Source organism: Vibrio sp. B183 (assembly GCF_000740665.1).
In the GTDB taxonomy this organism is placed as follows: domain Bacteria; phylum Pseudomonadota; class Gammaproteobacteria; order Enterobacterales; family Vibrionaceae; genus Vibrio; species Vibrio coralliilyticus.
Genome location: NZ_JPQB01000010.1, coordinates 250,527 through 268,213, shown reverse-complemented (window position 1 = coordinate 268,213; position 17,687 = coordinate 250,527). Strand labels below are relative to the sequence as shown.

The following is a 17,687-nucleotide window of genomic DNA, read 5'->3' as shown; positions in this document are numbered from 1 at the left end:
GCTTTTTTCCGGAATAATAGTGTTTAAGGGGTTGTAGCATGCTTGGATATGTTACTGTCGGTACTAATGATTTAGAAACTAGTAGCAAGTTTTATGATTCTGTTTTTGAAGAGATTGGAGCGACTAGGTTTTGGGTAGAAGAGCGTTTCATCGTATGGGCTACAGAGCCAGACAAATCTAAATTTTGTCTAATAAAGCCATATAATGAGGAACCTGCAACCGTCGGTAATGGTGTCATGGTGGCATTTGAAGTTTCAACCCCATTAATCGTTGACGCAATGCACTCTAAGGCCCTAGAACTTGGTGGTAATGATGAGGGTGCTCCAGGAGATAGAGGTGGACACTTTTACGGTGCATATGTTCGAGACTTGGATGGTAATAAATTGTATTTCTTCTGTGCAATATAAATAGAACTGTAGAACATTGTCTATTTAACCAATCAATCAGAGCCATTCGTACTTCGTTTTGTAGTACCTAGTAATAGTGACTCGCCTAAAGTGAGTCACATTACTAGGCCAACTCTAAGAACAGATTGCTTGACCACTTATGAACTTGCTAACGAATATTGTGAAAGAAAATAGAACTAACATTAGGGCCGCTAAGGCAAATGAATTAGAAGATGTTTACGCTTTGATTACCTCCAATGATGAATGGACGAAGTTTAATGGGCCTTATTACCCTTATCGTCACCCTTCCTTAGAAGAATTTAGAGAATCTTCATTTCAACGACTATTAACTGGTGAAGATATGCAGTTGATTACGTGTGACGACATTCCAGTAGGGACAGTGAGTTGTTACTGGGAATGTGAAGAAACTCGTTGGCTTGAAGCTGGTGTCGTTGTTTACAATAAAGACTTTTGGGGTAGAGGAATAGCAGCATTAGCCCTCCCTTTATGGATTTCGTATCTGTTTAAGCATTATGAAATTGATAGAGTTGGTTTAACTACATGGTCAGGTAATCCTAGAATGATGTCATTGGCATTGAAATTAGGCTTTCAGCAAGAAGCTAGACTAAGGAGAGTACGCTATTACAAAGGGAAGTATTATGACTCTCTGAAGTATGGAGTGTTAAGAGCAGAATGGTTATGCAATGAAACAGAAAATTTGGTTCAAGGTTAGAAAGTTTGTAATAAATGCCTCAAGCTAGCCGTCAAAAGATAAATAGATAATACAACTGAAGTCATATTGTGTATGAACGTTTTAAGAGCAAACTGAATAGTTACGTTCTAGCCTCATGAGAACATGAAAGAAACGAGCGTGTCCTAAATGACTATGAGGAAATATGATTCGATTATTATGCCCTGAAGACATAGAAACAACTGCATCTATTTGGCTTGATGCAGCAATCAAATCTCACCATTTTATTTCTGAGGAATATTGGGTATCTCAACAACAAAATATGCGAGATATATACCTAACACATAGTGAGTCGTGGGTATATGAAGATAGTCGTGGCATTCTTGGTTTTGTTTCTTATCATAAAGGAAGTATCCCTGCGATTTTTGTAGAGCCTTATTCACAATCTCGTGGTATCGGTACGCAATTATTGGAAGTGCTGAAAAGAAAATATTCTGAGTTGGATCTCTGCGTTTACCTGAATAATGACAAAGCACGCCAGTTTTATCTTCGACACGGTTTTCGTGACTGGGGGCAAAGTCTTTGCGAGTATACAGGCTATAAAAAAGTAGACATGTATTGGCAAAGGTAGCGCCTTGCGAGAATTTCGATTTAGTATCTATGTGCAAACTTATAAGGATTTATAAGCTCTGTTGAGGCTCTCCTATCGTTTCTTCAACGTCGGACTAGTTACCAAGACCTCCACATACAAAAAAGCCGCTTAATGCGGCTTTTTTATCCCGATAACGATGCGTTTAGGCAATATGCGTCATGCGGTTGATTGTGAATGTCTCTACCGTGCCGTCAACAGCTGCGACGTAGTCAGCGATATGCGTGCTGGCGAGATGCTTATCCAGCGCGACTTCTGACGTCCAGTTTTCATGGAAAACGAAATGCGCTGGGTTGTCGTTGTCTTGATGCAGATCGTAGTTGATGCAGCCATCTTCAGCGCGTGTTTTGTCGATCAACTTGATCAGCTCAGCTTTAACCAACTCAACCTGGCCTTCTTTGGCAATGATATTCGCGATAATCGTTAACTTGCTCATGTGCTTACCTTTTCGTCAATTTCTGATGTTTTACAGTGTCGTGATGACATCTTCTAGAGGTAGACGTGCTTTTGGCAGACCGTGGTTATAATCCTCACCGTCTTTGTGATAACCCAAGGCTAGCGCAAAATCACATACAAAGCCTTCCAGTTCTTCTTTGAACTCTTCACCGATTAGCTCTGGGTCTACCCCTTCCATTGGTGTAGAAGCGATGCCCATGCGTGCCAACGTGTGTAGCGTGTTACCCAGTGCGATATAGGTTTGAGCTTTTGTCCAATTACCGTTGAAACCTGTCTCATCTGTGTTGAGTTCCGCAAAGCCGAACGCACCGTTTAACATGTCATTGTATCGCTCTGCTGGCAGGTGGCCTGAGGCCACTTCTGCATCGACCACTTTTTTGTAGTTGTCTTTGGTAAAGCGAGGGTTGTGAGCAAACAAAATCGTATGAGACGCTTCTTTGGCATGCGGTTGGTTGAACTGGTGCATGTTGGCAAACGTGTTGTGGAAACGTTGTTTTGCTTCGTCACTTTCAAGAACGATGAACTTCCAAGGTTGCGAGTTGATAGAAGAAGCAGATAAACGAATCGCTTCTTTAATGACTTCCATATCTTCAGCAGAGATGCGCTTACTTGCGTCGTATTTTTTTGCTGTGTAACGAGTGTTTAGATCTTTGATGATTGGGTGAGTCATGTTGGCTCCTAGTTGAATTTAGATAATTGCATTAGGTCTCACGAACCGCTCGGACGATGTTGAACCCTTATTTCAAGTAAACGAACAAGCTCAAAAACTCGAAGACTTCGATATGAACAATGTCGATGGGCGTAGATTAACGACATTAAAGAAGGGGAAAAATAGCGAAAACTTCCAATCATTATGGAAATAATTGTCCATAATTAAACAGAGTGCTCGACAAGAGGTGGAGCAAGATGTGCGGATGCTTGAATGTAACGGATGATCCACTGGCAAGAGTGGTTTCCCAACTGGTGGGGATCGACTTCTTCCCTCAGATGAACCTTGACTTGAAACCGACTGAAAATGTCTCTGTGGTGGCGTTTGAAGCACAGGCGTATTGTCAGAAAGATATCAAGTGGGGAACTCGGCCTGAATGGGCTAAGCGATTGATTATTAACGCTCAGTCAGAAACGGTGGCCACTAAGCCCACATTTCGTAACGGATTTATCCGCAGGCGTGTCATTGTGCCTTGTAACGGTTGGTATGAGTGGTGGGAGAGTGGAGGAAAAAAGAACAAATTCTTGTTTACCAAGCCAGATGGCATGCCTCTGTATATGGCCGGAATTCTGGCGGATGATGGCAATTTGGTCATCCTGACTACAAGCCCGAACACACAATGCTTACCATACCATCATCGTATGCCATTTCTTGTCCCTGATATTGGTGTTGAGCAGTGGATAATGGCAACGCCGCAACAGGCACAAAGTTACCTTGAGTTAGGTTGGAGCGATGAACTTTTAATTACTGCGGCTTAGTGCGTCAATAACTCGCGGCCAATGGCATCGACCAATTCTAGAATATGGATTTGCGATTCGCGGCTGTATGGTGAGATACCATCGACTTGCTCAGCAAGATCTAAGTTGGTGCTGGCAATCCCCGCGAGCGTTGACCCTGTATGGCTGATCGCGAATACCTTCAAGCCTTTGCGTTTCGCATTGTGGGCCATATCCACCACAGACTGCGTTTCTCCCGACTTGCTGATCAGCATAACCGTACCACTTTCGGCGCGGGCCAATTGGTGGATATCTGTGATCACTAAGTGAGGAACATTCGCCAAAGAGAGAAATCGTGAAAGGTAAGAGACACTGACAATCGAGGCACCACGGGAATAGAGGTACACCACAGGTGACTGATTTAATGACTGAGCGATTTTTTCGATGCGTTGAATCTGGTCATCTTCTTCAATCACAGACTGCGTCTGCTTTTTCAGATCAGCGGCAAGCTTGTACCTGAGCTCAGTGTAACTGGCGTAGCCCATCTTTTTACACACACGATTGACTGAAGTCGTCGTCGTGAGTGCTTTGTTCGCAATGGTTTTCGCAGAGATCTCAGCCAGCTCACTCGCGTGGCTGATCAAGTACTCATAGATGACACGCTCAATGCCTTTAAATGTATTCATCGCATACAATTTTAGTAATGAAATTGTCATTATTAGGCGCTAACTGGCAAATATTTTCCTTGATTGCTATCACAAAAGTATCGTCATACGTGGGTTGTATCAGGAAACTGTACCTTGGTACGTGGACGCTAAATATACTTGGCGGAGTTGATAAGAATACGGTGAACAACCATGAGTAAGAAAAAACTCGTTGCAGTGACCGCTTGCCCTACCGGCATTGCACACACATTTATGGCAGCGAAAAAAATTCAGGCATGGGCTGAGAAGCAGGGCTACGAAGTCAAAGTGGAAACCCAGGGCAGTGATGGTGTTAAGAACAAGCTGACAGCGCATGATATTGCGACAGCAGACGGCGTCGTTCTGGCTGTCGATGTACCTATCATGGACATGGAACGTTTTGACAATGCCAACCCGCTGAAAGTTCGCACTCAGGAATTGATTAAGCGCGTAGATGAACTGCTGCCAACCGTCTTCCTACGCGGTAAAGAGAAGTCTGACGCCGATATTGAAGTGGCAGAAGAAAAACGTTCAGCGTATCAGGTGGCAATCGGCCACATCATGACGGGCATCAGCTACATGTTGCCAGTGGTAGTACTTGGTGGCCTGCTAATGGCAGTCGCGAAGATCACGGGTGAATTTGTTGATATCTCCGGCACGCCAATCGAAACGCTCGATAAGCTTGGTTTTATGACCATCAAGTTTATGTACCCAATCTTTGCTGCGTATCTGGCGTATTCGATTGCGGGTAAACCGGCTCTGATTCCAGCCTTTATTGGCGGCATCATGAGTGATGAGGTCTACAAGCGCTTCTTTGACCTTGAAGGCTGGGCGCCATCGGGCTTCTTTGGCGCTATTGCGATTGGTTTCCTTGTCGGTTATCTGGTTCGTTACCTCAATGATGTGATCAAAGTGAAGTCAGAGCTCACCACGCTCAAGACTATGCTGTTGGTTCCAGCAGTCACGGGCGTGGTGATGGTGCTGACCATGGAATACGTGATCAACCCATTCTTTGGTGCCTTGAACATCGCTATGATTGAACTGTTCACTCAGGCAGGCGATGCAGGTCGCGGTATCTATTCAATGGTTATTGCTGCTGGTACTGTGTTTGACCTTGGTGGTCCGATCAACAAAGCTGCTGGCTCGGTTGCACTTGGCCTGAACGGTATGGGCGAAGGCTTTGACTTGATTGCTCGCGAGCTGGGTATCGTTATTCCGCCGATTGGTGTTGGTCTGGCAGCGATTCTGGATGGCAAGTTCCGCAAACGTGTCTTTACTCCGGAAGAGCAGACGGTGGGTAAAACCTCACTGATGCTAGGTATGATCGGTATTTCAGAAGGCGCAATCCCATTCATTCTGAAGAATCCGAAGATGATTCCAATCATGATTCTGGGTTCTATCATAGGCACACAGCTCGCGGTTGTACTGGATGTATGGCAAAGCCTGCCACTACCAGCTGTATGGGGTTGGTTCCTATCTTCAGACCCAATCAGCTACACCATTTCCGTCTTCGCTGGCTCTATGTTTATCGCAGTAGCACTACTGCTGTGTACTAAGCCACAAAGCGCTAACGCCTAACACGTCACATACCAGAGGCTCTGCTCTCCAAAATTGAGCCTCTGGTAACAAGAATCAGAATTTAGATTAGAGAAACTCCCATGACTAAAGTACATGTCATTCCACATACTCACTGGGATCGTGAGTGGTATTTTACTCAGCAAGACAGTGACGTTTTAGCGACTTACAACTTCACCAAAGTGATTGAAACTTTGGAAAGTCAGGCGGATTACAGCTGCTATCACCTAGATGGTCAGTCTGCGATTGTTGAAGATTACCTGAAGGTTCTGCCGCATATGCGTGAGCGTATGGCACAGCTGGTGGCAGACAAAAAGCTCTTCATTGGCCCTTGGTACACCCAGACCGATACTTACAACGTAGCGGGTGAGTCCATCATCCGTAACCTGAAATACGGCATGCACATCGCAGAAGAGTTGGGCCACAGCATGAAAGTCGGCTACCTGCCTGACACATTTGGTCATAACGCGCAAATGCCAACGCTATTCCGCGGTATGGGTATCGACAACATCGTCTTCTGGCGCGGTATTGATTATGACCAACATGTCAGCAAATCCCATTTCATGTGGCAATCTCACGGTGGCGATGAGATATACGCTTACAACCTAGTTCATGGTTACGGTGCAGCGAAGAACATCGTGCCGGATGCTGAGCATCTGGATAAGAAAATCTTCCCAATGATTGAGAAGATCAAGTCGTTGTCAGGCCTTGATGAAGTATTGATTCCATCGGGTGGTGATCAGGTCAATATCGACCCGAATTTGCCAGCCACGCTAGCGGCAGCGTCTGAGCGTTCTCCATCTGGCGATGTGTATTCTATTTCTTCGATGGAAAACTTCGTCGATTTTCTACGCCGCAATAGTGAAGGGTTTGAGACTTACTATGGTGAGTTCAAAACACCGCGCTACACACGTATTCACAAGACCATTGGTTCTGTGCGTTACGACATCAAAAAGCTTAACTTTGAGATCGAACAGTTCTTGATCAAGAAACTGGAAGTGGTGATTGCGATTGCCAAAGCACAGGGCATGACGGTACACACTGAGCTGGTGGACTTGGCATGGAAGAAGATCCTTGAGTGCCATGCGCACGACAGCATGGGTGGTTGCAATAGCGATGCCACCAACGCTGATATCATGCATCGTCTTAAGCAGGCGGAAGAAATCTGTCATGGCTTGTACAACTTGGTGGTCAAAGAAATTGCCACCAATGCCTGTGATGATTCGGAAGTGATGATCTTCAACGGCCAGAAGACGCCATTTAGCGGCATTACCCGTGTTGTTGCGTTTTCCAAGCATGAATCCATCGCGCTAAGTGATGGCGAGAAAACCCTTCGCAGTGAAGTGGTCACTCGTGAAACACTGGATGGCGGTAAAGTCATCGAAGTGACTAAAGATGGCGAAAAAGAAGTGCCTGTTCCTCCTTATTACCGATTTGAGCTCAATGTTGATGTGGCAGATCTACCAGCAATGGGTTATCAGGTATTTCAGGTAGTGGAAACAGATTGCGATACCCAAGTGCAGGTATCTGTTGCAACTCAGATTGAAAACAGCCAACTAGCGCTTTGGTTGGAAGATGGTCAGCTTAAGCTTAAAGATAAACGTTCAGAGCGTATTATTGAGCAGCTTATCCGCTTTGAAGAGCAGGCCGATGACGGCGATTCTTATGACTTCTCACCGCTGGAAGGCGATACGCCACTGTACACTAGTGGGCTGAGCTGGGTTGAATCTCATGTGGGTGAAAGCCAGCAGTCGATGATCCTGAAAGCAAGTCTTGAGCTTCCGGAAAACCTAGAAGCTCGCCAGAATGGTGAAAAATCTGTTCAAGCGGAATTTATCGTTCGCCTGACGCTTACTGAAGGTAAACAATCGCTGGAAGTAGAGATCGATACGCTTAATCAGGTTGATGATCACCGTGTACGCGTTTTGATTAATTCAGATGTTCAGACCGACACATCCATCAGCACTCAGCCATTTGCGTTGATGACTCGTCCGGTGGCACCAAATGTTGATGGCTGGCGTGACAGCTTCCGCGAATGTCCGGTAGATATTGAAACCACCGATGGCGCGGTTGCGGTAGCGGCAGAGGATCGAGCTTTGATTGTTAACGGTCGTGGTTTGAAAGAGTTCCAGATCCTGAAAGGTGACACCAGTGACTTGATTGCTCTGACCTTGTTTAAGGCAACGGGCAAGCTCGGTAAAGATGACCTGTTATGGCGACCTGGCCGCGCCTCTGGCATCAACAACACCGTTGTGTACACGCCAGACGCTCAGTTACAGAAATCCATGCAGTTCAGCTTTGCTATTGCGTTGGCGGACAACGCTGAGCATCAGACAATCCGAGAGCTGGAAAGTGAATATCTTGATAGCCCATTCAGCTACCAGAAGCAGTCGCTCAACAGTTTTGAGAATCGTCTCGAACGTTTTCAGGTTCGATTCGATAGCCGCGAAGCTGAGAAAAAATTCAGCCTGTTTGAACTGAATCAGCCGTTGGTTTTATCCAGCGTTGGCCATTCATTCTATCAAGACAATGCGGTCATTGTGCGCCTATTTAATGCGACGGACAGTGAGCAGCAACTTGATGTCACTGCGTTCGCTCATTTCGCTGATGTTGAGCGTGTCAATCACCGAGAGCAGAGTGTCGAGCAGAATTGGACAGTCAAACCAAACAATGCCATTGACCTGCGCGTTAGTTTCAAGATTTAACAGGTTGGAATCACAATGAAAGAGAAGATTTTTAATAAAGTTGCCAAGCTGTACGGTGAAGAGCTAGCACCATCACTGACACAGGACATTTTAGCACTGGTTGATAAGTGGCGTGGTCATGCGCCGTCTTATCAGAACTGGGTCGACGAATCGACGGCGTACCTCATCACATACGGCGACAGTATTCGCCGCGAGGGAGAGCCGACGCTGAATACCATGAAGTACTTTGCCGATAAGTACTTGCGTGGCGCGATCAGCAATATCCATATTCTACCTATGTTCCCATACACTTCGGATGACGGCTTCAGCGTAGTGGATTACCGCAAGGTTGACCCGAACTTGGGTGACTGGAAAGAGCTGAATGAGCTGGCGGAACATTTTGACCTGATGTACGACTGCGTGATTAACCACATCTCTAAGAGCAGCGACTGGTTCCAGCGCTATCTCGCGGGCGATGAGGCTTATCAGGATTATTTTGTAGAGTCTGACCCGAGCCTTGATTATTCGAGCGTTACGCGTCCCCGCGCACTACCGCTCCTGACGCCGTTTACCAAGGCTTCGGGTGAGACGACACATGTCTGGACAACGTTCTCAGACGATCAGATCGACATTAACTTTAAAAGCCCGAAAGTGCTGTTGGAAAGCATCGATATTCTGCTGATGTACGCAGCGAATGGTGGTCGTTCTATTCGTCTTGATGCCATCGGCTTTATCTGGAAAGTGCTGAATACAACTTGTATTCACCTTGAGGAAGCCCATGAAATCATCAAGCTATGGCGTATCGTTCTCGATGACGTTATGCCGGGCTCTCTGTTGATTACAGAAACCAATGTGCCGCATAAAGAGAATATCTCTTACTTTGGTCAGGGTGATGAAGCTCATATGGTGTATCAGTTCCCACTGCCACCTTTAACGCTGCATGCTTTCCTAAGCCAGGACAGCAGTGTGTTGACCGAATGGGCGAAGGGACTAACAAGCGAAGCCATGGCATCGTTGCAAGCTGGAAGCAAAACGACTTACTTTAACTTCCTTGCCAGCCATGATGGTATTGGTGTACGTCCGACGGAAGGTATTCTTAGCGACGACGATCGCCACATGATGTGTCAGCAGGTTGAGCGTAAGGGTGGTCGAGTCAACTACAAGAACAATGGGGATGGTACTCAGTCACCGTACGAGCTCAACATTAACTATTTGAGTGCCATTACTGAGCCTGAAGATGACACACAGACGAAAGCGGCGAAGTTTCTCGCAGCGCAGTCAATCTTGCTCTCTTTCATTGGTGTGCCTGCGGTCTACTACCACAGCTTCCTTGGCAGTGAGAACGATGTGGCCGGAATGGAAGAGTCTGGCATCAATCGTCGTATCAACCGCAAAAAGTTCTCAGTCGAATCGCTCGAAGCCGAGTTGGCTGAGCAAGGCTCACTGCGCAATAACGTCTACAGTGAAATGGTACGCTTGCTAAACGTACGCCAGCAGCAATCTGCTTTCTCACCAAGTTCATCTCAGCAGGTATTAGAGCTGGGTGATGGCCTGTTTGGCTTACAGCGTGGCGAAGGTGACAAAGCGATTCGCTTCGTCGTCAATTTGTCTCAGCAGACACAATCCGTCACGCTGAGCTCTGGTGGTAAGGATCTGGTCAGCGATCAGAGCTTTGATAAACAGTTTACTCTTAATCCGTATCAATTTGTCTGGCTGACAGAGCAATAGGAGCCACACTATGAAACTTGCGAACCTCACCTCTGAAAATCTGATCATGCTTGATGCGGCGTTTGATGACCGAATTGCTGCTATTCATGCTCTTACAGACAAAATCGAGCAAGAAGGAAAACTGACGGATAAGAGTCAGTTTCTAGAAGCGGTATTGAAGCGTGAAGACGAGGGACCGACAGCACTGGGTGAATATCTTGCTGTGCCGCATGGTAAATCTGCTGCTGTCACGGAACCCGTATTTGCCTGTGCATTCGTTAAAGATGAAATGATGTGGAAAGGTCTGGATGGTGATGAGCCTGTGACCATGATCTTTTTGCTCGCCATTCCGCCAGCAGAAGCTGGTTCAACACATATGGAAGTGCTGACTACGCTCACTTCCTCTTTGGTGGATGACGATTTCCGTGACCAGTTGGTGGCAGCGAAATCGAGTAAAGAAGTCATGCAGCTGTTTGGCGCTGAAGAAGAAGTGTCAACAGAAGCAGCCCCTGAACCGGAAGTAGAGCAAGAGCAACCCGAAATGGCAAAGGATATCAGTCGTCATGCGTATCCACTTGTCTTGGGGGCGGGTGTTCTGATTTCTGCTTTCTTGTTCTTATTGCTTTAAGACGATAAGTCTTAGGGATTTTTCTCTCTGTTTTGCCCGGCATGACCGGGCTTTTTTGTGCTGAAAGTAAGCAAAACGGATTTGCTTAGATGGGAAGGCGACTTTGATTTAACAGTTGGTATTTTCAACCCGTACGGTACAGACACAGCCCTCTGCTGGGCAGGTGCCAGAAGATCTTCCTCCAAAGGAATCATAGATGACATAACAACCCTGCGGCAGAGTGGTGATGTTGCTACTGTTAAGCTCAGTGTCAGAAAAAGAGTGTTCAAAGCCTATCACAGTATGCCGATTGCCAATGGCTGTTGTGAGATCATCGGTTGTACCCAGCGTCATAAAATCGAGCATGGTCAATGCATCTCCCGATTCGCCCTCACTCTCTGGGCATAGAGCCCCCCAATCGACTTCAACAGTTCCGATACCGAAATCCAAGATATAGTCCTGCTGATTACCTGGGTTAGAGGTGCTAGGTGTCAATCCGTTAACATAAGCTTTGGCGCTCACTTGACTCACAACGCCTTCCATCGCGTTTGCAATACCTTCTATGGTTGCTTCACGAGCAGATTTTTGAATACTGAGAAATTTAGGTGCAGCCACGACGGCCAGAGTGCCTAGAATTACCACTACAGTAACTAGTTCAATGAGTGTAAAACCTGCTTTTCTTTTCAAACTTCAATACGCCTATTATCTATGCACATGTTGGCTACAACCACGTACCAGAACCATCCAATAGGGGCAATTATGGAGACAACAAATAACTATAATTACTGAGAGGTATTTTATAAATAACCGAGATTAATGAATTGAGAGCGGAAAAGCTACTTGAACTTTGTTAATGTCGCAACGCTGCCTTTGAAAGCGAGTCCGTAAACTGAATCAGTTTTGATTTCGAATCTTGTTATTTGGTACTTTGGTTAATAATAATCAATTGCATTAACTTCGTGTTATCACTATCCTAACAAGCTGATTTTGATTCTATAAATATCGCCACTATGAGCTCAGACGCTTTCTTCGAGCACCTCTTCGAATACGCGCAACAAGTAACGCCTTATCTGGCTGGTGTGATTTCACCGATCCCCGAAGATGCGCCTCAGCAAGACATTCTCCACGTCGATCATCCTTGCAGTGAAAATATCCAAGACCTGTATGAACGCCTGAAGGCGGCTCACCCGGAAGCCGGCTCTGCCTATTGGTTAACCCGAACGTGGGATCTGATTTGTTGGCAACCCGTCTACCTTTCATTCATATCCATTTATGCATTACATGGTTTGCCTGATCTCACTCGCATTGGACAAAAAGTGCAGTCGGAGTTTGTAGCAGGCTTTCAATTCGAATCGACAGAGCATGTTCATGGCACAGAGGCGGAGTTAGTAGCAAAAGCAGGCGTTCAACTGCAGGCGTTGTTTGCTTTTTTCCGTGAAGAGATGAGCCAGTGGACGCGGATTCGTCCGGGCTTTACCAACCACTTGTTCGCTGATGGTGTGCTGGGTTGTCTGGTTAAGCTGAGTAAGTTTGCCCCGCATATTCCCAATGACTATCTGCTTGAACAGGCTTCACTTTGGTTGGATGCGTGTGGGCTGCCCGCTAAATTGGCTAAAACACTGACCGTGGATGAACAAAGTGGAGAGCTGAAACTGGTACGTACCAGTTGTTGCTTGGTATACAAATGTCACGGACGTAAACTCTGCGAGGATTGTCCGCGACATCCGGATAATAAAGTCTAGCTCTGTGTTTCTAACGTTCCGGTGCTACGTTGTTTAAGCGCGATGACGAAAATGATCGCGGAAAAGCCAATACAAATGTAGATCGGGTAAATCGGATTGATGGTTGCACTAAAAGCCAGTAGCGAAGCGAGCCCATATCCGAGCGTGTGTGACATTGAAATATACCCCGAAATCGCACCAGGTGAGCTTTTGTCTGTTTCCGTGGCTTTCGCCGTATAAGCAGGGACCAAGAGTGCAGCGCCACTGGCTGCAATCGCCATTGCAACGCCGAATAGCCAGATGTTGGGTATAAGGAACAAAACAAACCCAGTCAGCATTGCCAGCCCGCCTAACTGATACATTGCCGTCGGCGTCAGCTTTTTCTTTTTGATAACCAGTATCTGAGTGCTCAGAGTCATGGCGGCACTGATTGTCAGAAGAATGCCGATAGCATTACTGATTTGGTCAGTCGGCCATTCTGTGACGCTAAAAATCAGTGGAGAGAAACTGTATTGCAGCAATGCGATGACCGCACACAGTAGTAAACCAGAAAACAGAAATGGCATCAGTGGAGTGTTGGGTATCCAAGAAAGGCGAGGTTTCTCTTCACCTGCACATGGTTTGTCCAATGGCGGGGAAGGGAGCCAGTAAGCTCCCATTAACGCTAAGACAGGGAACAGCACCATCACCATTAATGGGGCGAAAGGCGAGAACTTCAGTAGCACAATAGAAAGCAAAGGCCCAAGTAGACGCCCTGTACTGAGGCCGATACTCACTGAGGTAATGGCCTGAATCCGGTTTTGCTCACCACAAAGGAGAATCGCCCAATGCTGGCTGGCGGGAACCATGCCGGCGACGGTACAACCGTAGATGATTCGCGCAAATACGAGCCCCGCTAGGCACCACCCGATCCATTGCTGACCTTGATCACTGAGTATTGCAAACACCAGCAATAGCAAGAAGCTCACTGCCATTCCCAGCAGTGCTTGAATGACGACTCGTTTCGGACCAAATTGATCGCTGTGGCGTCCCCAGTAAGGGGCGGCGGGGAGAAACAGAAAACTACCAACGGCAATTAAGATTGACCACGTTGGCAAGGCAAAGGCGGAGTGCTCAACCAGAAAGGGCAATGACACCAAAAGCCCATTTTGACCAATGCCCATCAAGGCGGCGATTAAACCAATCACACTGAGTTGGATACGTGTATTTTTTACAACTGACATGAGAAAGCACCGTTTGTCGGTTTCTTATTGATCTTGGTGATGAAAATGCATCGAAATAACGTGATATTTAATGATTATGAAAATAATTATCATTAACCTTGCGGTGTGATAAAGTTAACCGCTGGTGCCAAATAAAACAACTCTTCATTTTCATGTTTCAATTACTGGATGCTTCGTTTGCAATCGAAGATAAAACCATCTTACATCCGACAAATCTGACCTTTAACAAAGGGGCGGTGACGACTTTGCTCGGTCACAATGGCTGCGGTAAATCGACGCTAATTAAATTGCTCAGCCGACAGAATCAACCCGCCAGTGGTCAAGTCCTTTTCAGTGACAAGGCGGTGTCTTCCTACACCAGCCAAGATTTTGCGCTGAACGTTGCTTATTTGCCTCAGCATCCTCCAATGACGGATGGCGTAACGGTGCGTGAATTAGTGTGCTTCGGACGTTATCCGTGGAAAGGTGCTTTTGGTCGCTACAGTAAAGAAGATTACGCGTTAGTGGACGAAGCGATTGAGAAGGTCGGGTTAACCCAGTTTAGCGATCGTTTTGTTGCTACTTTGTCTGGTGGTGAGAGGCAGCGCGCGTGGGTGGCTATGTTACTTGCCCAACAAAGTCAGTGCATCTTGCTGGATGAACCGACCTCAGCGCTGGATGTAGCGCATCAATATGAGTTGTTGGCGCTGATTCGAGAGTTGAATCAAAGCTTGGGGCTGACGGTTATCATGGTGCTGCATGACGTGAACATGGCGGCCAAGTTCAGTGATGAGCTGGTGGCTTTGCACTCGGGTCAAGTCATCGCCAAGGGCACGCCACAAGAGTTGATGACACCTGACACTCTCATGAAGATCTACGGTATGGAGCTGGCTTTGTTCCCGCATCCGGATACCGGCCACCCTATCAGTTACATCCCATAATTTTTGATCGTTGAGGAATCCGCTTGTGAAACGAATCATCATACTTTTGACCTCTTTTCTAGCCTTTGCCGCGAGTGCATTCGAAATCAAACACGAGCTCGGGGTTGCCTCTTTTGATCAGGCACCAAAGAAGGTTGTCGCGCTTGATTGGGCATTAACTGAAACCGTATTAAGCCTTGGTGTTATGCCACAAGGTATTGCCGATGTGGCAGGGTACAATACATGGGTGGCACAACCCGAGCTGAATAAAAATGTCATTGATGTTGGTTCTCGCCGCGAGCCAAATCTGGAACTGATTGCTGACCTTAAACCTGATGTGATCCTAATTAGTGAGCACATTGCCCCTGCCTACAAGCAGCTAGAGCAGATTGCACCAGTTCTGGTTTATACCGTCTACAGCGATGCAAAAACACCGCTTGCATCGGCGGAGCGCATCACACGTTCTCTTGGCAAGCTTTTCAACAAAGAGCAGCAAGCACAAAAGGTAATTGAGCAAACCACGGCTCGTCTTAAAACCAATGGTGACAAGATAAAAGCGGCAAATGCGGATCTGAAACCTTTGATGTTCATCCGCTTTATTAACGATAAAACGCTACGAATTCATAGTGATGGCTCGCTTGCACAGTCGACGATTACAAAGATGGGTCTGAAGAACGACTGGCACGAAGCAACCAATATGTGGGGCTTTACTACCGCGGGGACTGAAAAGTTAGCTGAGCATCAGAAAACCAACCTAATGATCTTTGGGCCGTTAAAAGACAATGAGCGCAAGCAACTGACTCAATCTCCGCTGTGGCAGGCGATGGAATTCACTCGTACCGATTCCGTGTATGAGCTACCGGCTATCTGGACTTTCGGCGGCCTGATTGCTGCACAAAGGTTCAGTGACCACATCACAGAACAATTGACCAGCGATAAATAATGAACGTGACACAAACGCAGACTGAACGTCGTACTGCGATGAATCTAAAAACGCCTTTAGTGGCGTTTTTGTTATTGGCGGCCCTTGTTTGGTTAGTACAGATCACCGCCCCTTACTCACAAGGCTGGCCTCTGCTGTGGAATACGGTATTTCACTATGATGCGGCAAACTATCAACATCTGATCACTCATCTGACTTATTTGCCGCGTTTGGCGATTGCGGTCATTTGCGGTTTTGCACTGGCGATAGCAGGTTGTGTAATGCAGTTTGTGTTGCGTAACCCGATTGCCTCACCCACTACGTTAGGCGTTGCGGCAGGCGCAGAACTGGGCATGGTGCTGGGAATACTCCTTTTACCTGCGGGTATGAGTGTCGCTGGTTTTATTCCTGCATTTCTTGGTGGCTGTCTGGCGACGTTTCTGGTGTTTGCTTTGAGTGCGAAGCGAGGCTTTTCGCCCGTTCATATGGTGTTGGCGGGTATGGTCGTCAGTCTGTTCTTTGGGGCGCTCAACACCATGCTATTGCTGTTACACGAGCAGCAGCTCACCAGCGTATTTGTCTGGGGCGCGGGCACCTTGAATCAGAATGATTGGTCGAGTGTCACGACTTTATTGCCTTTAGTGATTATTCCAACCCTGTTGTTGCTTGTCTTGCAACGACCATTATCAGCATTGCAGTTCGGCGATGGCGTTGCTTCGTCACTGGGTGTGAACGTCAAACAAATCAAAGTAGCGTGCCTGACTCTGGCTATCTTTGTGACAGCGGCGGTTGTCAGTGAAGTCGGTTTGATTGGTTTTGTCGGTATCGTCGCTCCAGCACTGGCAAGAATGTTAGGCGCGAGAGCGCTGCACTGGCAGATTCTGATCAGCGGTTTAGTCGGCGCGACCATGTTGTTACTCGCCGACCTGAGTATTCAGCCTTTCTCTGGAGTAGGTGGCGAGCTACTGCCAACCGGGGCGATGACTGCGTTATTGGGGGCGCCTTTCCTGCTTTGGTTACTGCAACGTAAATCCTTGCAATCGGACCTTAAGGCACGCGATGAGGTGGTTGAACAATATCGCCATCGTAGCTTACTCAAAGTCGTCTCAGGATTGGTGGTTACGCTTGTTATAGCGGTTGTGGTGGGGATATTTGTCGGTAAGAATCAGACGGGTTGGTCGATTGCTGATTCGATGGCGGTGCTTGAACTCCGCCTGCCACGCGTGTTTGTTGCCTTACTTGCAGGTATTGGTTTGGCGTTTGCGGGAACCATCATTCAGCGCGTATCAAACAACCCAATGGCGAGCCCTGAGATTCTCGGTATCAGCTCGGGCGCAGCCTTAGCACTCGTTCTCGGAGCAATGCTGGGTTTTGCGGTTGAGCGCCATGAGCAAATGCTACTTGGTACAAGCGGCGCATTGCTGGTGACTTGGCTGGTGTGGTTGTTCGGTCGCAAACACAATTTTGCGCCTACTCAGACCTTGCTGACTGGTATTGCACTCAGTGCTGGCTTGGATGCTTTTTTGCGCGTCGCAATGACGTCAGGGCAGGACAATGTCCGCGCGCTACTTACCTGGCTTTCCGGCTCTACTTATTTGGTTTCAAGTTACGATATTGGCCTGTTGCTCGTGGGTGTGACTGTACTTGGCGGAGCGGCATTACTGGCTCAACGCTGGATTGAGCTGATTGGCCTTGGTGAAACTACCGCCAGCAGCATTGGTATTGATTGTCGCAAGGTTCGCTTACTGCTGCTGATCTTAGTCGCGGCTATTACTACGCTATGTACGATTGTTATTGGCCCGCTAAGTTTTATTGGCTTGTTGGCGCCGCATATGGCGAGATCACTCAATCAATATCAAGCCAAGAATCAACTAATTACCGCTGCGCTTATCGGTGCAGTGGTGATGGTGATGGCGGACTGGATCGGTCGAACGCTGTGGTTCCCATGGCAATTCCCCGCAGGCTTACTAGCCTCGATTTTAGGCGGAGCCTACTTCCTATATCTGATGAGAAAGTAATGCTGTTGGTGCGAGTGGTTTAGTTTGTTCAAACCACTCGC

Annotated in this window: 17 protein-coding genes; 12 read left to right on the top strand and 5 right to left on the bottom strand. The window is 47.1% G+C overall.

Annotated features, from left to right (window positions below):
* The first annotated feature begins 38 nt into the window (after nucleotides 1–38).
* The 3 genes from IX95_RS12170 to IX95_RS12160 all read left to right on the top strand — a co-directional run bounded on the left by IX95_RS12170 (nucleotide 39) and on the right by IX95_RS12160 (nucleotide 1,708).
* Entirely contained in the window at nucleotides 39–407 is a 369-nt protein-coding gene (locus IX95_RS12170) for a VOC family protein (protein ID WP_038160321.1), read from the top strand.
* A 160-nt stretch (nucleotides 408–567) separates the two neighbouring features.
* The gene (locus IX95_RS12165) at nucleotides 568–1,119 is read left to right on the top strand and encodes a GNAT family N-acetyltransferase (protein WP_038160519.1); all 552 of its coding nucleotides are present in this window, start codon (nucleotides 568–570) and stop codon (nucleotides 1,117–1,119) included.
* Between the two features lie 163 nt (nucleotides 1,120–1,282).
* Nucleotides 1,283–1,708 (top strand): GNAT family N-acetyltransferase, encoded by a 426-nt coding sequence (locus tag IX95_RS12160; RefSeq protein ID WP_038160318.1) that lies wholly within the window; start codon nucleotides 1,283–1,285, stop codon nucleotides 1,706–1,708.
* A gap of 163 nt (nucleotides 1,709–1,871) precedes the next feature.
* Here the strand turns inward: IX95_RS12160 and IX95_RS12155 are convergent, their stop codons facing one another.
* Together IX95_RS12155 and IX95_RS12150 are read right to left on the bottom strand one after the other, a co-directional pair.
* Nucleotides 1,872–2,162, bottom strand: a complete 291-nt coding sequence (locus tag IX95_RS12155; protein WP_038160315.1) for a putative quinol monooxygenase — start codon at nucleotides 2,160–2,162, stop codon at nucleotides 1,872–1,874.
* A 30-nt stretch (nucleotides 2,163–2,192) separates the two neighbouring features.
* On the bottom strand, nucleotides 2,193–2,852 hold the full coding sequence (locus IX95_RS12150) for a nitroreductase family protein (RefSeq protein WP_038160312.1): 660 nt from the start codon (nucleotides 2,850–2,852) through the stop codon (nucleotides 2,193–2,195).
* Between the two features lie 236 nt (nucleotides 2,853–3,088).
* On the opposite strand from IX95_RS12150, the gene IX95_RS12145 reads away from it, so the two are divergent.
* Entirely contained in the window at nucleotides 3,089–3,649 is a 561-nt protein-coding gene (locus IX95_RS12145; protein ID WP_038160309.1) for an SOS response-associated peptidase, read from the top strand.
* On the opposite strand, the gene IX95_RS12140 is transcribed toward IX95_RS12145, so the two are convergent.
* Nucleotides 3,646–4,293 carry a MurR/RpiR family transcriptional regulator gene (locus IX95_RS12140; protein ID WP_038160516.1) on the bottom strand — a complete coding sequence of 216 codons (648 nt, stop codon included), beginning with the start codon at nucleotides 4,291–4,293 and terminating at the stop codon, nucleotides 3,646–3,648. The two genes, IX95_RS12145 and IX95_RS12140, sit on opposite strands and share 4 nt — an antisense overlap.
* 171 nt (nucleotides 4,294–4,464) lie before the next feature.
* Here IX95_RS12140 and IX95_RS12135 point away from each other — a divergent pair, with 171 nt between their 5' ends.
* The 4 genes from IX95_RS12135 (at nucleotide 4,465) to IX95_RS12120 (ending at nucleotide 10,884) form a co-directional block, all read left to right on the top strand.
* Nucleotides 4,465–5,868, top strand: a complete 1,404-nt coding sequence (locus IX95_RS12135; RefSeq protein ID WP_038160306.1) for a PTS fructose transporter subunit IIC — start codon at nucleotides 4,465–4,467, stop codon at nucleotides 5,866–5,868.
* A gap of 80 nt (nucleotides 5,869–5,948) precedes the next feature.
* Nucleotides 5,949–8,570, top strand: coding sequence for a glycoside hydrolase family 38 C-terminal domain-containing protein (locus tag IX95_RS12130; RefSeq protein ID WP_038160303.1), 2,622 nt, complete (start codon nucleotides 5,949–5,951; stop codon nucleotides 8,568–8,570).
* A 15-nt stretch (nucleotides 8,571–8,585) separates the two neighbouring features.
* Complete coding sequence (locus tag IX95_RS12125) at nucleotides 8,586–10,277, top strand: alpha-amylase family glycosyl hydrolase (protein WP_038160300.1); 1,692 nt, start codon at nucleotides 8,586–8,588, stop codon at nucleotides 10,275–10,277.
* Between the two features lie 10 nt (nucleotides 10,278–10,287).
* On the top strand, nucleotides 10,288–10,884 hold the full coding sequence (locus tag IX95_RS12120) for a fructose PTS transporter subunit IIA (protein ID WP_038160297.1): 597 nt from the start codon (nucleotides 10,288–10,290) through the stop codon (nucleotides 10,882–10,884).
* Nucleotides 10,885–10,992: 108 nt separating this feature from the next.
* On the opposite strand, the gene IX95_RS12115 is transcribed toward IX95_RS12120, so the two are convergent.
* Complete coding sequence (locus IX95_RS12115) at nucleotides 10,993–11,550, bottom strand: type II secretion system protein (protein WP_038160295.1); 558 nt, start codon at nucleotides 11,548–11,550, stop codon at nucleotides 10,993–10,995.
* A 323-nt stretch (nucleotides 11,551–11,873) separates the two neighbouring features.
* On the opposite strand from IX95_RS12115, the gene IX95_RS12110 reads away from it, so the two are divergent.
* Nucleotides 11,874–12,605 (top strand): siderophore ferric iron reductase, encoded by a 732-nt coding sequence (locus IX95_RS12110; protein WP_038160292.1) that lies wholly within the window; start codon nucleotides 11,874–11,876, stop codon nucleotides 12,603–12,605.
* On the opposite strand, the gene IX95_RS12105 is transcribed toward IX95_RS12110, so the two are convergent.
* Nucleotides 12,602–13,807 carry an MFS transporter gene (locus tag IX95_RS12105; protein WP_038160289.1) on the bottom strand — a complete coding sequence of 402 codons (1,206 nt, stop codon included), beginning with the start codon at nucleotides 13,805–13,807 and terminating at the stop codon, nucleotides 12,602–12,604. The two genes, IX95_RS12110 and IX95_RS12105, sit on opposite strands and share 4 nt — an antisense overlap.
* Before the next feature lie 152 nt (nucleotides 13,808–13,959).
* Between IX95_RS12105 and IX95_RS12100 the strand changes: the two genes are divergently transcribed.
* The 3 genes from IX95_RS12100 to fhuB are packed head-to-tail and all read left to right on the top strand — an operon-like array spanning nucleotide 13,960 to nucleotide 17,646.
* On the top strand, nucleotides 13,960–14,727 hold the full coding sequence (locus tag IX95_RS12100; protein WP_038160286.1) for an ABC transporter ATP-binding protein: 768 nt from the start codon (nucleotides 13,960–13,962) through the stop codon (nucleotides 14,725–14,727).
* A gap of 25 nt (nucleotides 14,728–14,752) precedes the next feature.
* Nucleotides 14,753–15,649 carry an ABC transporter substrate-binding protein gene (locus IX95_RS12095; protein WP_038160284.1) on the top strand — a complete coding sequence of 299 codons (897 nt, stop codon included), beginning with the start codon at nucleotides 14,753–14,755 and terminating at the stop codon, nucleotides 15,647–15,649.
* Nucleotides 15,650–15,687: 38 nt separating this feature from the next.
* Nucleotides 15,688–17,646, top strand: a complete 1,959-nt coding sequence (gene fhuB / locus IX95_RS12090; protein ID WP_235202630.1) for a Fe(3+)-hydroxamate ABC transporter permease FhuB — start codon at nucleotides 15,688–15,690, stop codon at nucleotides 17,644–17,646.
* Nucleotides 17,647–17,687 lie beyond the last annotated feature (41 nt).

Coding starts and splice junctions, on each gene's coding strand:
- IX95_RS12170 (WP_038160321.1), top strand. CDS start 39: ATGCTTGGATATGTTACTGTCGGTACTAATGATTTAGAAACTAGTAGC.
- IX95_RS12160 (WP_038160318.1), top strand. CDS start 1,283: ATGATTCGATTATTATGCCCTGAAGACATAGAAACAACTGCATCTATT.
- IX95_RS12155 (WP_038160315.1), bottom strand. CDS start 2,162: ATGAGCAAGTTAACGATTATCGCGAATATCATTGCCAAAGAAGGCCAG.
- IX95_RS12150 (WP_038160312.1), bottom strand. CDS start 2,852: ATGACTCACCCAATCATCAAAGATCTAAACACTCGTTACACAGCAAAA.
- IX95_RS12145 (WP_038160309.1), top strand. CDS start 3,089: ATGTGCGGATGCTTGAATGTAACGGATGATCCACTGGCAAGAGTGGTT.
- IX95_RS12140 (WP_038160516.1), bottom strand. CDS start 4,293: ATGAATACATTTAAAGGCATTGAGCGTGTCATCTATGAGTACTTGATC.
- IX95_RS12135 (WP_038160306.1), top strand. CDS start 4,465: ATGAGTAAGAAAAAACTCGTTGCAGTGACCGCTTGCCCTACCGGCATT.
- IX95_RS12130 (WP_038160303.1), top strand. CDS start 5,949: ATGACTAAAGTACATGTCATTCCACATACTCACTGGGATCGTGAGTGG.
- IX95_RS12125 (WP_038160300.1), top strand. CDS start 8,586: ATGAAAGAGAAGATTTTTAATAAAGTTGCCAAGCTGTACGGTGAAGAG.
- IX95_RS12120 (WP_038160297.1), top strand. CDS start 10,288: ATGAAACTTGCGAACCTCACCTCTGAAAATCTGATCATGCTTGATGCG.
- IX95_RS12110 (WP_038160292.1), top strand. CDS start 11,874: ATGAGCTCAGACGCTTTCTTCGAGCACCTCTTCGAATACGCGCAACAA.
- IX95_RS12105 (WP_038160289.1), bottom strand. CDS start 13,807: ATGTCAGTTGTAAAAAATACACGTATCCAACTCAGTGTGATTGGTTTA.
- IX95_RS12100 (WP_038160286.1), top strand. CDS start 13,960: ATGTTTCAATTACTGGATGCTTCGTTTGCAATCGAAGATAAAACCATC.
- fhuB (WP_235202630.1), top strand. CDS start 15,688: ATGAATCTAAAAACGCCTTTAGTGGCGTTTTTGTTATTGGCGGCCCTT.